11 protein-coding genes are annotated in these 15,302 nt (G+C 61.1%); 7 read left to right on the top strand and 4 right to left on the bottom strand.

Annotation, left to right across the window (positions count from 1 at the left end; genetic code table 11):
• Positions 1–195: 195 nt before the first annotated feature.
• The 5 genes from F8N80_RS24245 to F8N80_RS24225 all read left to right on the top strand — a co-directional run bounded on the left by F8N80_RS24245 (position 196) and on the right by F8N80_RS24225 (position 8,783).
• Positions 196–4,512 (top strand): DEAD/DEAH box helicase, encoded by a 4,317-nt coding sequence (locus F8N80_RS24245; RefSeq protein ID WP_150784850.1) that lies wholly within the window; start codon positions 196–198, stop codon positions 4,510–4,512.
• Positions 4,513–4,796: 284 nt separating this feature from the next.
• Positions 4,797–5,723: a DUF72 domain-containing protein gene (locus tag F8N80_RS24240; protein WP_150784849.1), complete on the top strand. Its 927-nt coding sequence runs from the start codon at positions 4,797–4,799 to the stop codon at positions 5,721–5,723.
• Positions 5,720–6,517, top strand: coding sequence for an endonuclease/exonuclease/phosphatase family protein (locus F8N80_RS24235; protein ID WP_150784848.1), 798 nt, complete (start codon positions 5,720–5,722; stop codon positions 6,515–6,517). Before F8N80_RS24240 ends, F8N80_RS24235 begins: the two co-directional genes overlap by 4 nt.
• Positions 6,514–7,797, top strand: coding sequence for a cardiolipin synthase ClsB (clsB, locus tag F8N80_RS24230; protein ID WP_150748797.1), 1,284 nt, complete (start codon positions 6,514–6,516; stop codon positions 7,795–7,797). Before F8N80_RS24235 ends, clsB begins: the two co-directional genes overlap by 4 nt.
• On the top strand, positions 7,797–8,783 hold the full coding sequence (locus F8N80_RS24225; RefSeq protein WP_150784847.1) for a lysylphosphatidylglycerol synthase domain-containing protein: 987 nt from the start codon (positions 7,797–7,799) through the stop codon (positions 8,781–8,783). The genes clsB and F8N80_RS24225 overlap by 1 nt, the downstream gene beginning before the upstream one ends.
• A 140-nt stretch (positions 8,784–8,923) precedes the next feature.
• Here the strand turns inward: F8N80_RS24225 and F8N80_RS24220 are convergent, their stop codons facing one another.
• From F8N80_RS24220 to F8N80_RS24210, 3 genes are all read right to left on the bottom strand, one after another.
• Positions 8,924–9,682 (bottom strand): alpha/beta hydrolase family protein, encoded by a 759-nt coding sequence (locus F8N80_RS24220; protein ID WP_150748795.1) that lies wholly within the window; start codon positions 9,680–9,682, stop codon positions 8,924–8,926.
• Positions 9,672–10,781, bottom strand: a complete 1,110-nt coding sequence (locus F8N80_RS24215) for a DUF3182 family protein (RefSeq protein WP_150784846.1) — start codon at positions 10,779–10,781, stop codon at positions 9,672–9,674. The genes F8N80_RS24220 and F8N80_RS24215 overlap by 11 nt, the downstream gene beginning before the upstream one ends.
• 319 nt (positions 10,782–11,100) lie before the next feature.
• On the bottom strand, positions 11,101–12,096 hold the full coding sequence (locus F8N80_RS24210) for a GlxA family transcriptional regulator (RefSeq protein WP_150749147.1): 996 nt from the start codon (positions 12,094–12,096) through the stop codon (positions 11,101–11,103).
• Positions 12,097–12,197: 101 nt separating this feature from the next.
• On the opposite strand from F8N80_RS24210, the gene F8N80_RS24205 reads away from it, so the two are divergent.
• Both F8N80_RS24205 and F8N80_RS24200 read left to right on the top strand, forming a co-directional pair.
• Positions 12,198–12,752 carry a cysteine hydrolase family protein gene (locus F8N80_RS24205; protein WP_150749148.1) on the top strand — a complete coding sequence of 185 codons (555 nt, stop codon included), beginning with the start codon at positions 12,198–12,200 and terminating at the stop codon, positions 12,750–12,752.
• Positions 12,753–12,902: 150 nt separating this feature from the next.
• Complete coding sequence (locus F8N80_RS24200) at positions 12,903–15,113, top strand: OsmC domain/YcaO domain-containing protein (protein WP_150784845.1); 2,211 nt, start codon at positions 12,903–12,905, stop codon at positions 15,111–15,113.
• A gap of 124 nt (positions 15,114–15,237) precedes the next feature.
• Here the strand turns inward: F8N80_RS24200 and F8N80_RS32240 are convergent.
• A partial coding sequence (locus tag F8N80_RS32240; protein ID WP_440131173.1) for a hypothetical protein occupies positions 15,238–15,302 on the bottom strand: 65 nt, incomplete at its 5' end.

Below are 15,302 nucleotides of genomic sequence, written 5' to 3'. Positions count from 1 at the left end.
AATCCCCCGGATTTGCATTGCCGCACCGGCCTCTTCGCGGGCAAGCCTCGCTCCTACGGATTTCGCGATGTCCACACCATCGCGAGCAACACACAACCCCGTAGGAGCGAGGCTTGCCCGCGAAGAGGCACTCAGAAACGCCGGAATCTTGAGCGGTACTTGCAACTTCCCCACCCCATCCGCATAAATGACCCCATGAATCTGCCCATCCCCGCAGACAGCGCCCTGACAGGCTTCCACCCCGCCGTCAGCGCCTGGTTCAGTAACACCTTCCCGACGGCCACCGCCGCCCAGGCCCGGGCGTGGCCCTTGATTCGCCAGCACCGATCGACCCTGATCGCCGCACCCACCGGGTCCGGCAAAACCCTCACCGCGTTTCTCGCGGTGATCGATGACCTGGTCCACCGCGGCCTGGAAACCGACGGTGGCCTGCCCGACGAAACGCTGGTGGTCTACGTCTCGCCGCTCAAAGCCCTGTCCAACGACATCCAGATCAACCTGCAAAACCCCCTGGCCGGCATTACCGAACAATTGCGCGTGATGGGCCTGCCCGAACTGCAGATCAATACCGCCGTGCGCACTGGCGATACGCCGCAAAAAGACCGCTCGGCCATGCGCAGGACAGCACCGCACATTCTGGTGACCACTCCGGAATCCCTGTATGTGCTGCTCGGCTCCGACTCCGGCCGGCAAATGCTCAACACCACGCGCACGGTCATCGTCGACGAAATCCACGCCATCGCCGCCAGCAAACGCGGCAGCCACCTGGCCCTGAGCCTGGAACGCTTGCAGGCACTGTGCACGCAACCCTTGATGCGCATCGGCCTGTCTGCCACGCAAAAGCCGATCGAAGCGGTCTCGCGTTTTCTGGTCGGTCGCGACCGCGCGTGCGAAATCATTGATATCGGCCACGCCCGGCCGCGCGACCTGGGCATCGAAGTGCCTCCCGTGCCGTTGTCGGCGGTCATGGCCAACGACGTCTGGGAACTGGTGTATGACCGCCTCGCGGCGCTCGCCCGCGAGCACCGGACCACGCTGATCTTCGTCAACACCCGACGCCTGGCCGAACGCCTGAGTCGCCACTTGAGCGAGCGTCTGGGCAGGGACGCGGTAGCCGCCCACCATGGCAGTCTGGCCAAGGAATTTCGCCTCGACGCCGAGCAACGGCTCAAGCGCGGTGACCTGCAAGTGCTGATCGCGACTGCCTCGCTGGAATTGGGGATCGACATTGGCGACGTCGACCTGGTCTGCCAGATCGCCTCGCCGCGCTCGATTGCCGGGTTCCTGCAACGTGTCGGCCGCTCCGGGCACCAGGTCGGCGGTACGCCCAAGGGGCGATTGTTTGCCACCACCCGCGACGACCTGATCGAATGCATCGCCCTGCTCGACTGTGTGCGGCGCGGCGAACTCGACACTTTGCAGATTCCCCGGGCACCGCTGGACGTACTCGCGCAACAGATCATCGCTGAAGTCAGCTGTCAGGAATGGCAGGAGCAGGCGCTGCTGGAGATGTTCCGCCGGGCTTCGCCTTATGCCGAACTCGACGAAAAGCATTACCAGGCGCTGCTGCACATGCTCGCCGAAGGCTACAACAGTCGTCAGGGCATCCGCAGCGCTTACCTGCACCGCGACGCCGTGACCCGCACCCTGCGCGGTCGCCGGGGCAGCAAACTGACCGCCGTGACCAGCGGCGGGACCATTCCGGACAACGCCGACTACAGCGTGCTGCTGGAGCCTCAGGGGCTGAACATCGGCAGCGTCAACGAAGACTTCGCGGTGGAAAGCATTGCCGGCGATGTCTTCCAGTTAGGCAACACCTCTTATCGAATCCTGCGGGTCGAGACCGGCAAGGTCCGGGTCGAAGACGCTCAGGGTCAACCGCCGACCATCCCGTTCTGGCTCGGTGAAGCGCCCGGTCGCAGTGATGAACTGTCGTTCGCGGTGGCACGCCTGCAAGCGCAACTCGATGACCTGCTCGGCGCCACGCCCGGTGACTTGCAGCCCGCGCTCGACTGGCTGACCGACACCCTCGGCGTCAATCTCGCCAGCGCCGAGCAACTGGTGGATTACCTGGCCCGCGCGCGCCTGGCCCTCGGCGCCCTGCCCTCGCAAGACACACTGGTGATGGAGCGGTTTTTCGACGAGTCCGGCGGCACCCAACTGATCATCCACACCCCGTTTGGCAGCCGCATCAACCGCGCCTGGGGGCTGGCCCTGCGCAAGCGCTTCTGCCGCACCTTCAACTTCGAACTGCAGGCAGCCGCCAGCGAGGATGCCATCGTGCTGTCGCTGTCCAGCAGCCACAGCTTTGATCTGGATGACGTCTGGCGTTATCTGCACAGCAACGGCGCCGAGCACATCCTGACTCAAGCGGTGCTCGAAGCGCCGCTGTTCGGCGTACGCTGGCGCTGGAATGCCGGGGTGGCGCTGGCGTTGCCGCGCTACTCCGGCGGCCGCAAAGTCGCACCGCAGATCCAGCGGATGAAAAGCGAAGACCTGATCGCCAGCGTGTTTCCCGACCAGCTTGCCTGCGTGGAAAACCTCGCCGGCGAACGGGAGATTCCCGAGCATCCCCTGGTGGAGCAGACCCTCGACGACTGCCTCCACGACGCCATGGACAGTGAAGGCTGGCTGGCCTTGTTGCGCCGCATGGAGCGTGGCGACGTGCGCCTGATCAGCCGCGACCTGCCAGCCCCCTCGCCGCTGGCGGCAGAAATCCTCAGCGCCCGGCCCTACACCTTTCTCGACGATGCACCGCTGGAAGAGCGTCGCACGCAAGCCGTGCTCAATCGTCGCTGGACCGATCCGCAATCCACCGACGACCTCGGGGCCCTGGATGCCGAGGCGATTCAAGCCGTTCGCGACGAAGCCTGGCCCGCGCCCATGGGCATCGATGAAATGCACGAGGCGTTGATGAGCCTGGCGTGTATCACCGATGCCGAAGCGCAGGCCGATTCTCATTGGCGCGAATGGCTGAACGCTTTGGCCGACAGCGGCCGCGCCAGTCGTTTGCAGATCAACCCGGAGCAATCGCTGTGGCTGGCACTGGAGCGACTGACCTGCCTGCAGGCGATTTTTCCACACGCCACATTGTTGCCGCCGCTGGAGGCGTTGCCAGGTTTCGATGAAGTCTGGGAAACGGACGCAGCGGCACTTGAAGTGGTTCGCGCGCGGCTCAGCGCTTTTGGTCCGTTGCCACTGCAAGCGATTGCCGAACCTTTGGGATTACCGGCGCCTCAGGTCACCCGGGCGCTGGCTCAATTGGAGCGCGAAGGTTATGTGCTGCGCGGCCAATTCACGCCGGGTGCCGCGCAGGAAGAATGGTGCGAACGGCATCTGCTGGCGCGCATTCATCGCTACACGGTCAAGCGTCTGCGGCGGGAAATAGAGCCGGTGGCGTTGCAGGATTTCATGCGTTTTCTGTTTGACTGGCAGCATTTGTCCGCGGCGACCCAAGGCCAGGGCAGCGCGGTGTTACCGGCGATTGTCGCTCAGTTCGAAGGCTACCCTGGCGCGGCTTCAGCCTGGGACAGCGACATTCTGCCGGCGCGGATCAAAGGTTATTCGGCGAGCTGGCTGGATGATCTGTGCCGCAGCGGCAAACTGGTCTGGACCCGCCTGACCGCGCGCAACAAGAGCGCCAGCACGGCGTTGCGCAGCACGCCTGTCCTGCTGTTGCCGCGCAGCCAGGTCGGGTTGTGGAGCAGTCTGACCGAGCAAACCCCAGTCAGCGAACTGTCGCCTAAAACCCAAAAGGTTCACGAAGCCCTCAGCCAACACGGCGCACTGTTTTTCGATGAGCTTGTTCACGAAGCACACCTGCTGCGCTCGGAGCTGGAAATCGCCTTGCAGGAACTGGTAGGCGCCGGACTGGTGAATGCCGACAGTTTCGCCGGCCTGCGAGCACTGATCACCCCGGCCAGTAAACGCCAGGCTCGCAGCAGCCGACGCGGGCGCGGGGCGTTTGTCGGCGGAATGGACGATGCCGGCCGTTGGGCCTTGTTGCGCCGCACGGCTGTCGCGCCGGTGGTGGAGAACAAACGTCCGGCGCCGACGCCGGGCGATACCCTTGAACATATCGCCATGACCTTGCTGCGCCGCTATGGCGTGGTGTTCTGGCGTCTGTTGGAGCGCGAGGCGGACTGGCTGCCGAGTTGGCGGGAATTGCTGCGCACCTTCCATCAGCTTGAGGCGCGGGGTGAGATTCGTGGCGGGCGGTTTGTCAGTGGTCTGGCGGGCGAGCAGTTCGCATTGCCTGAAGCGATTCCGTTGCTGCGGGAAGTGCGGCGCCGGCCCCATGACGGGAGTCTGGTTGCGGTGTGCGGGGTTGATCCGCTGAATCTCGCTGGCACGCTGTTACCCGGGGCGAAAGTGCCGGCGGTGGCGAGTAATCGGTTGGTGTATCGCGATGGGTTGCCCGCGGCTGTCGAGATCGCTGGCAAGCAGGTTTTCTGGCTGGAGCTGGATCAGCAATCGACTGCTGAGGTTCGTAGCAAACTGATCCGGCATTGATGTTGCCTGGCCCGGCCTCTTCGCGGGCAAGCCCGCTCCCACAGGGATCTATGCTGGATGCAAAACTTGCAAACAATAGAGAACCTGTGGGAGCGGGCTTGCTCGCGAAAGCGGTGTGTCAGGCGACATCAATGGCTGGGCCGCCGTCTTAGCGAGCAAGCCCCACAATGATCTTTTGTGTTCTGTAGAAGGTGTACCGTCCGTAGTTCCGTCGAAACTTTATCGCTCGCCCCGCAGTCATCAGAAGACGTGGGCAGTCCGAAGACCATTAGACGGGAGGCGATATGGCGGCGATTCACATTGGCATTTCAGGTTGGCGGTATGCGCCCTGGAGGGGGGATTTCTACCCGAAGGGGCTGGCCCAGAAGCGCGAATTGCAATTCGCGTCGCGGGCCGTCAACAGTATCGAAATCAATGGATCGTTTTACGCCCTGCAACGGCCCGAACGTTACGCCCAGTGGTACACCGAAACGCCGACGGGCTTCGTGTTCAGTGTCAAAGCGCCACGTTTCATCACCCACATCAAGCGCCTGCGCGACATCCACAAACCCCTGGCGAACTTTTTCGCCTCCGGGGTGCTGGAACTCAAGGACAAACTCGGTCCGATCCTCTGGCAGTTCCCGCCCAACTTCAAATTCAATGCCGAGCTGTTTGAGGCCTTCCTGCAGCAGCTGCCGCACGACACCGAACAGGCCGCCGCCCTCGCCCGTCAGCATGATTCACACCTCAACGGCCACGCCAGCTTGAAGGCATACAAGAAAAAGCCGTTGCGTCATGCCGTGGAAATTCGCCATGAAAGCTTCGTCGACCCGGCCTTCGTCCGTCTGCTGAAACGCTACGACACTGCCTTGGTCATCGCCGATACCGCCGGTAAATGGCCTTATCGCGAAGATATTACCAGCGACTTCGTTTACCTGCGGCTGCACGGTGCCGAGGAGCTTTACGCCAGCGGCTACACGCCACAAGCGCTGAAACGCTGGGGCGACCGCATCGAGGCCTGGCACCAGGGCAAGCAACCGAGCGACCCACAGTTGATTGCGCCGAAGCAAAAGCCCAAGGTGCGCAAATCCCGCGAGGTATTTTGCTATTTCGACAACGACATCAAAGTCCGCGCCCCCTTCGACGCGCGCAGCCTTCTGCAGCGCTTCCACCTCGATAAAAACCTCACCACTGCCCCCGGCGAGCCTGCTGCCGAAGGAGTGCTGCAATGAACAGTTCCGAGCAGCTCAGCGTAGCGGATGATCAGGCACAAACCATTGACTCGGTCAGTCGGTTCACCGTATTGACGGTCAACACCCACAAGGGATTCACCGCCTTGAACCGGCGCTTCATCCTGCCCGAATTGCGCGAAGCGGTGCGTAGCGTGTCGGCCGACGTGGTGTTTTTGCAGGAGGTTCACGGTACCCACGAGCATCATCCTGCGCGTTACAGCAACTGGCCACAGATGCCGCAATACGAATTCCTCGCCGACACCCTGTGGCCGCAGTTCGCCTATGGACGCAACGCGGTGTACCCGGCGGGCGATCACGGCAATGCGCTGCTGTCGAAATTCCAGATCATTCGCCATGACAATCTCGACGTGTCCATCAGCGGTCATGAGAACCGGGGCATCCTGCATTGCGTGTTGCGCCTGCCCGGCGACGGTCAGGAAGTGCATGCCATTTGCGTCCATCTGGGCCTGCGTGAAAGCCACCGCAATGCACAACTCAAGCTATTGGTCAGCCGTCTTGCAGAGCTTCCGGCCGATGCCCCGGTGGTAGTCGCCGGCGACTTCAATGACTGGCTCCAGCGCGCCGACGCGCTGCTCAAGCCCTGTGGTCTGCGAGAAGTGTTCGCCGAACTCCACGGCAAACCGGCGCGCAGTTTCCCGGCACGCCTGCCGGCGTTGCGCCTGGACCGCATCTACGTGCGCAACCTCAAGGCCAGCCGTCCGCAAGTGTTGGCGGCGCGCCCCTGGTCCCACCTTTCCGATCACGCACCGCTGTCGGTGGAGATCGAGCTATGAGCAGCCCGTCGATGGAAAAAACCAGCGTGGAACACTTATCCACAACCCCGCCCGTCCGTGAACCCGGCACGGTCGACGTCGAGTACGGCTGGCAGGGCAACAATCGCGTGGAGCTGCTGGAAAACGGCGAAGCGTACTTTCCCCGGGTGTTCGACGTCATGCGCCAGGCCAAGAGCGAAATCCTGCTGGAAACCTTCATCGTGTTCGAGGACAAGGTCGGCAATGAACTGCAGCAAGTGCTGATCGATGCCGCCAAACGCGGCGTGCGGGTCACTGCCAGTCTCGACGGTTTTGGCTGCGGCGAACTGAGCACCGCCTACCTCGCGGCGTTGAGCGAGGCCGGCGTGCGCATTCAGATATTCGACCCGGCGCCCAAGCATCTGGGCATCCGCACCAACTGGTTCCGCCGCCTGCACCGCAAGATAGTGGTAGTCGACGGCACGATTGCGTTCATTGGCGGGATCAACTTTTCCGCCGACCATCTGGCCGACTTCGGTCCCGAGGCCAAACAGGATTATTCGGTGGAAGTGCAAGGCCCGGCAGTGGCCGACATCCATCACTTCGCACTGCTGCAAAGCGGCCGTCCGGCCCGGGCCAAATACTGGTGGCAACGTCGCCGTCAGCGGCGCCAGGAACTGGCCTTCACCGATCACGACGGTCAGGTACGCCTGGTGTACCGCGACAACGGCGAACATACGACCGACATCGAAGAGGTTTACCACCAGGTGCTCCGCAGCGCCCAACGGCGCGTGGTGATCGCCAATGCCTACTTCTTTCCAGGTTATCGCCTGCTGCGCGAAATCCGCAACGCGGCCCGGCGCGGCGTCGATGTGCGGCTGATTCTGCAAGGCCAGCCCGACATGCTGGTGGCCAAACTCGCGGCGCGCATGACCTATGACTACCTGCTCAAATCCGGTGTGCAGATTTATGAATACTGCGACCGCCCGCTGCACGGCAAAGTCGCGCTGGTGGATGAGGACTGGAGCACAGTGGGTTCGAGCAACCTGGACCCGTTGAGCCTGGCCATGAACCTGGAAGCCAACGTGTTGATCCGCGATCGCGCCTTCAACCGGGTACTGTTCGAACGCCTCGAGGACCTGAGCGACAATCACTGCAAGGCCATGTCCGCGGACAAGTCACCCCGCGGACGGGTCTGGCACATGACCGTCGGCTTTCTGGTTTTTCACTTCCTGCGACACTTTCCGGCATGGGCCGGTTGGCTGCCGGCGCACAAGCCGCGCCTGACACCTTTTTCCCATACCGCCCGGAGTGACACCTGATGAGCCACTCTGAAACGCAACCGGCGACCCACGCCGATCATCCGCATAAGTCGCGCTGGAGCCGCTGGAAAAAACCGCTGACGATGCTGTTTTTCCTGGCGCTGATCGTACTGTTCACGATGCTCGCCCAGCGCATCGAATGGGACGAGGTGTTCAGCAACCTCGCTGATTTCAAGGTGCGCACGCTGATCATCGCCTCCGGGCTGACCCTGGTGAGTTTTCTGGTCTATGCCTGCTTCGACCTGATCGGCCGTACTTACATCCGCCAGGACCTGACCTGGAAGCAAATCCTGCCGGTGGGCATTATCAGCTACGCCTTCAACCTCAACCTGAGCGCCTGGGTCGGTGGCGTTGCCATGCGGTATCGCCTGTACTCACGTCTCGGGGTGAGCAAAGGCAACATCGCGAAGATCCTCGGCCTCAGTCTGGCAACCAACTGGTTCGGCTACATGGTCATTGCCGGCGCGGTGTTCACCAGCGGCCTGGTGCGGATGCCGCCAGGCTGGAAGCTGAGCACCGGTGCGTTGCAAGGGGTGGGCGTATTGTTGCTGTTGGCGAGCGCGGGGTACTTGGTGGCCTGTCAGTTTTCCCGGCGCCGGGAATGGTCGATCCGCGGGGTGGAAATCAATCTGCCATCCCTGCGCATGGCGATCTTGCAACTGGCCCTCGGCGCACTGAACTGGTCGCTGATGGCTGCCGTGATTTTCACCCTGTTGCCGAGCAAACTGGACTATCCGCTGGTGCTTGGGGTGCTGTTGATCAGCGCGATCGCCGGAGTGATCACGCATATTCCTGCCGGGCTTGGGGTGTTGGAGGCGGTGTTCGTCGCGCTGCTGCAACATGAGGCTTCACGGGGGAGTCTGGTGGCGGGATTGCTGGCTTATCGGGCGATCTATTTCATCTTGCCGTTGTTGATTACGGTGGTGATGTATCTGGTTGTCGAGGCCAAGGCGAAGTCGTTGCGGATTGCGAAGAAACCATCTTAGCGTTGAGGTGAAGCGGGTGCCGCCTTCGCGAGCAAGCCCGCTCCCACATTGGATCTCCTGTGGACACGAATGTTGTGTACGACCGGGATCAAATGTGGGAGCGGGCTTGCTCGCGAATGATCGCAAAAACACCGCTAATCTCAACTGGATTGAATAATGCTCAACCGCTCACCCACCACCATCTCTGTAATCCAGCCCACCAGGATCGAGGTGTATGCCAGCTGCGAAACCGGATCGCTCAAGGCGTGATCCGAACCGTCGATAATCCGGTGTGTCAGGGAATGCGTCTGTTGACAGGCCGCCCGGTAACTCATGATGGTGGCATGCGGCACATAGTCATCGGTTTCGGACTCGACCAGCAGCACATCCCCGGTAAATTGCGCGCAGGCATGCAGCGCACGATTGCTGTCGGCGCGAACCAGCGTGCTGCGGTAGTCACGCAGGTCGGGCTTGTCCAGGTCACGCTTGGGTGTGTTCCATTGATCGTCGCGATACAGCGCCGGCACTCGCAGCGCCAACCAGCGAACGGGGCGCAACGACGTCAGGATCGACGCCAGATAACCACCATAACTGGTGCCGACGACGGCAATCGCCGACGTATCGAGCGCCGGATGGGCAAGCAACCGGTCATAGGCCGCCAGCAGGTCGCGCAGGTTGTCCTCACGCGTCACCCGTGCCAGCGCAATACCGGTGCCCCCGGTGTGTCCGCGCAAGTCGAACGTCAGGCACACACACCCCAGACCGGCGATGCCCTTTGCCCGTTCAAGGTCCCGTTCCTGGCTGCCGCCCCAACCATGCACGAACAGCACGCCCGGGACTTTTGACTTGGGGCTGAGGAAGGTCCCGGTCATCTGTTCATCGTCGATGTCGATCTGAATGGTTTCGCTTCTAGCCGTCATAGGATTTAACCGTTACGTACTTGAGTAGAAAATCACTGTTTTGGGCCGGCCCGCGGTACACCTCGATCGCATCCGCAGGCAATGGCTGATCGATGTACTTTTCCACCGAAGATACGCGAATCGCACGCATCCCCGGATCGTTGACGAAGCTTTGCAAGGCCGCCACTTCGGCACTGCTGGCTCCGCCCATGCGCCAGGATTGTTCCAGCACGCCGCTGCGCCGTTTGCCGTTACTGTCCAGCCCCTGGGCGATGTCGTAGTTGCGCCGCGAGGCGTAAAAGCCGGGGTAGGCCTCATCCGCTGCGCTGTCGAAAACCTGTGCTTGCTCAATCGCCAGCCGTACATCGTCAGACAACGCCAGCTTGAGCAAATCGTCGTAATACCCCTGCACCACCAACAGGTTGGACCCACCATAAACCTGCTCGCCCTGCCCGTCTTCGGTCAAGTATTGATCACCGCAATAACTCAACACTTTGCCACCGATAAAGCTCTGGCCGACGCTGTGGGTGATGACACTGTCCAGATCCTGCTCCAACACCACGCCTTCGGTGAACAACTTCCTGGCATCCGGCCTGGCGAGGATGGCATCGAACTGGTCGAGGCTTTTGATCACTTCCTGACCACGCCCTGCACAGGCATGAATCGGCTTCAGGCGGATCGGACCGGTGTAGAGCAGGTGCTCCGCCGCAGGCCGGGCGTCATCGAGGGAGAATACGCTGAGACCATCAAGCACCACGTTGCGCACGCGTTCGCAGAACAACGGCGCCCAGCCGTCGGGTGCGAATGCATGTCTGTTGAGCAAGCCGTGGCTGATGGCTTTGGTGCAGATGAAGTCATGGTCGACGTAACCACCCCACAAATCATCCGGCCCTCTCACGCCCAATTGTCGGGCGGCAGCGGTGCCTACCAGGGTCTGGGTCGGCAACAGATAAAGGTCATGGCCGCTGTGCAACCGAGAGTCGTAACTGCCCCCGAATTCGAGCCCGAGGATGTGCGCCAGCCAACGGGCCAGTGCGCGATTGGTTTCGACTTCGTGCAGTGGAGCGTCGGGGCGCACCGAATGGGCGACCACCAGTTTCTTGCGGTTTGTTGGGGTCATGCATCCCCCTTCAATTGGCGCTTTATGAATGTAACTTAAACGGTGCAGAGATCAGGCCAAGGATCACTGGCACGAGACGGCTTTTAAATCAGCCAGTTGTGGGGAGAGTGATGGCTCTAAGCCTGCTTGATTTTGCACGACCCTTGCTTCGATTCCGGCATTTTGCACGATCTAATCTCTCGCACAAATCCCAAGGTGGGAGCGGCGGTGCGGCGATCCGACTTGCTCGCGAATGCGGCGTGACAGTCGACATAAATGTTGAATGTTGGACCGCATTCGCGAGCAAGCCCGCTCCCACACTTTGATCTGCTGTGAGTGACTATCGCGTCGCGGCCGAACTCGATGCCACCCCAAACCGTGCCCGATAATCACTCGGCGCCAACCCGGTAATCCTTTTGAACATCGCCCGAAACGCCCCTGGATCCTGATACCCGACGGTCCAGGCGATGTGATCGATAGTGCCGTTGGTGAACTCGAGCATTTCCCGCGCCTTGCCGACCCGCAGGTGCTGGCAGTACTCGGTGGGTTTCGAGCCGGTCGCCGCGCGGAATCGGCGCAGGAAGGTGCGCTCTTCCAGCCCTGCCCGCTCGGCCATTGTGGTCAGCGACACATCCGTCGCGCCGGTGCTTTGCAACCAGTGCTGCACCTTGAGAATCGACGCATCGCCATGGCTGAGAATCGGTGAAAAATTGCTGCCGCACTCGCTCGCGCTGTCGCTGTGTTCCACCACCAGGAAACGCGCGGTGCTGGTGGCGATGCTCGGCCCGAGCAGACGGTCCACTAGACGCAAACCCAGTTCGGACCAGGCCATCAAACCGGCAGTCGTAATCAGGTCGCCGTCATCGACGATGGGGGTATCGGCCTTGAGTCTGATCGCCGGGTAACGCTCGGCGAAAGTCTTGGCCGAGGTCCAGTGGGTAGTGGCGCTGCGACCGTCGAGCAGGCCGCTTTCAGCCAAGAGAATCGAGCCCACGCAGACGCCACCGAGGATCGCGCCGTTGGCATGTTGCTGGCGAAGCCAACGGATCAACGCCTGTGGTGCCTGGCCTTCGGAAAAGCCGGCGATCGAGGGGGGTATCAACACCGCAACCAATGCCCTGTCCAGGGCGGGATGGCTGTCATAGACCCGCTCGGGGACCTGCTCGCCATCGACCTGCCAATGGCTGACCCGCAGCTGCGGCAACCGTGCACTCTGGTGCTCGGCGGCAATCCGGTTCGCCACGGCGAACAAGTCCGTCAGCCCGTGCACCGCAGCCATCTGCGCGCCGGGATAGATCACCACACCCAGTTCGACGATGGCCCTTTCTGCGTCCATTGTCAGTTTTCCCCCTGCTATTGTCGGTGCGGCCAATCCTCGGACGGCCTGCAAGGCCCGATACTTCATTTCACACCAGCACACACTTCGAGGAAACATTCATGACCAGGCAAGCACTCATCGTAGTCGATATCCAGAACGACTACTTCCCCCACGGCAAGTGGCCACTGGCCGGTGCCGACGCCGCGGCGGACAACGCTGTACGGTTGATCGAAGCCTTCCGTGACGCCGGTGACTCGGTGATACACATCCGCCATGAATTCACCTCCGACGATGCGCCATTCTTCACGCCCGGCTCCGACGGCGCGAAGCTGCACCCCAAAGTCCTCAACCGCGCCGACGAGCCGGTCGTGCTCAAGCACTTCGTCAATTCGTTCCGCGAAACCGAACTGAAATCGATCCTCGACGAGCAAGGCATCAAGGCATTGGTGGTGGTCGGCAGCATGAGCCACATGTGCGTCGATGGCATCACCCGAGCGGCGGCCGACATGGGCTACACCGTCACCGTCATCCACGACGCCTGTGCCTCCCGCGATCTGGAGTTCAACGGTCTTACCGTTCCGGCCGCCCACGTGCACGCGGCCTTCATGTCGGCCTTGGGTTTTGCCTATGCGAGTGTGGTGTCCACCAACGAGTTCCTGGCGGCCAGTCGCTAAACGCCTCATTCCAAAATCAAAAGGCCAGTAGCGTTCGCACGTTTCTGGCCTTTTTGTAAACCTGGCTCAGGACAGAGAACCACAAGACTTACCGCTGAAAAGCCGGATAATGGCGACCAAATCGTCTAGCCGTTATTCTGGTAATCCCCCATGGAAATCAAGGTCAATTTTCTCGACAACCTTCGACTTGAAGCCAAGTTCGATGACTTCACGGTGGTGGCCGATCAACCTATCCGCTACAAGGGCGATGGCTCGGCACCGGGTCCGTTCGACTACTTCCTGGCGTCGTCGGCGTTGTGTGCGGCGTATTTTGTGAAGTTGTACTGCAGCACACGCAATATCCCCACCGATAACATCCGCCTGTCGCAGAACAATATTGTTGACCCGGAAAACCGTTACAACCAGATTTTCAAGATCCAGGTCGAGTTGCCGGCGGACATCTCGGATAAGGACCGCCAGGGCATCCTGCGTTCCATCGACCGTTGCACCGTGAAAAAAGTGGTGCAAGCCGGGCCTGAGTTTGTGATCGAAGAGGTGGAAAACCTCGACGCCGATGCCCAGGCGTTGCTGATGCCTGCTGCTAACTCAGAGGCGACTTCCGGGGCGGGCACTTATATTGCTGGCAAGGATCTGCCGCTGGAGCAAACCATCGCCAATATGTCGGCCATTCTGGCGGACCTGGGCATGAAGATTGAAATCGCCTCGTGGCGCAATATCGTGCCCAATGTGTGGTCGCTGCATATCCGCGATGCGCACTCGCCGATGTGCTTTACCAACGGCAAGGGTACGACCAAGGAAGGCGCGTTGGCGTCGGCGTTGGGCGAGTTTATCGAGCGACTCAACTGCAACTTCTTCTACAACGATCAATTCTGGGGCGAAGACATCGCCAACGCAGCGTTTGTGCACTACCCGGATGAACGCTGGTTCAAGCCTGGCCGTAAAGATGCACTGCCGGCCGACATTCTCGACGAGTACTGCCTGAAGATTTACAACCGCGACGGCGAGCTGCGTGGCTCCCATCTGATCGATACCAACTCGGGCAATGAAGAGCGCGGCATCTGCTCGCTGCCGTACGTGCGCCAGTCGGACGGCGAGGTGGTGTATTTCCCGTCCAACCTGGTTGAAAACCTGTTCCTGAGCAACGGCATGAGTGCCGGTAATACGCTGGCCGAAGCCCAGGTGCAGTGCCTGTCGGAGATCTTCGAGCGGGCGGTAAAACGCGAAATCATCGAAGGTGAATTTGCCCTGCCGGATGTACCGGCCAACGTGCTGGCGAAATATCCCGGGATACTGGCCGGTATTCAGGCGCTGGAAGAACAGGGGTTCCCCGTGCTGGTGAAGGATGCGTCCCTGGGGGGTGAGTTCCCGGTGATGTGCGTCACGCTGATGAACCCGCGTACCGGCGGTGTGTTCGCCTCGTTCGGTGCGCACCCGAGCCTGGAAGTGGCGCTGGAACGCAGCCTGACCGAATTGCTGCAAGGCCGCAGCTTCGAAGGCCTCAACGACTTGCCCCAGCCGACGTTTGAAGGCCATGCGGTGACCGAGCCGAATAACTTCGTCGAGCACTTTATCGACTCCAGCGGCGTGGTGTCGTGGCGCTTCTTCAGCTCGAAGTCGGATTACGAATTCGTGGAGTGGGACTTCTCCGGCCAGGGTGAAAACTCGAATGCCGAGGAAGCCGCGACCTTGTTCGGCATTCTCGAAGGCATGGGCAAGCAAGTGTACATGGCGGTCTACGAGCATATCGGCGCGAAGGCCTGCCGCATCCTGGTGCCGGACTATTCGGAGATTTATCCGGTAGACGATCTGATCTGGGATAACACCAACAAAGCGCTGTTCTTCCGCGCCGACATCCTGAACCTGCATCGCCTGGACGAAGAGGAACTGCGAGCGCTGGCCGAGCGCCTGGTTGAAAGTGAGCTGGACGACTACACCGACATCACCACCTTGATCGGTATCGATTTCGATGACAATACCGCCTGGGGTCAGCTGACGATCCTGGAATTGAAGCTGCTGATTTATCTCGCCTTGCAGCAATATGAAGAGGCGAAGGAGGCGGTGGAAATGTTCCTGCAGTACAACGACAACACGGTCGAGCGTGGCTTGTTCTATCAGGCCGTGAATGTGGTGCTGGAGATGAAGCTGGACGAGGATCTGGAACTGGAAGACTACGAGGCCAACTTCCGCCGGATGTTTGGCAACGAGCGGATGGATGCAGCGATCGGATCGGTGGACGCCAGCGTGCGCTTCTTTGGCCTGACGCCTACGAGCATGAAACTCGAGGGGCTCGACAGGCACCTGCGGTTGATCGACAGCTACAAGAAACTGCACTCGGCGCGGGCCAATGTGACCACTCTGTAGGAGCGGGCTTGTCGGATCGCCGCACCGCAGCGAAGGGGCCCTTGCGGACGACGCAAAAGCCGCAGATACAAAAAAGCCCCGACTCAGAGTGAGCCGGGGCCTTTGGCTGAAGCGCTACAACGGCTTAGCCGTTGAACACATCATCCACGCTTTTGAGCGGGTAGTTCTTCGGATACGGCAGGGTCGCCA

The sequence above is a fragment of the Pseudomonas fluorescens genome (assembly GCF_902497995.1).
GTDB lineage: Bacteria > Pseudomonadota > Gammaproteobacteria > Pseudomonadales > Pseudomonadaceae > Aquipseudomonas > Aquipseudomonas fluorescens_BK.
This window is presented reverse-complemented; position numbering and strand designations above follow the sequence as displayed.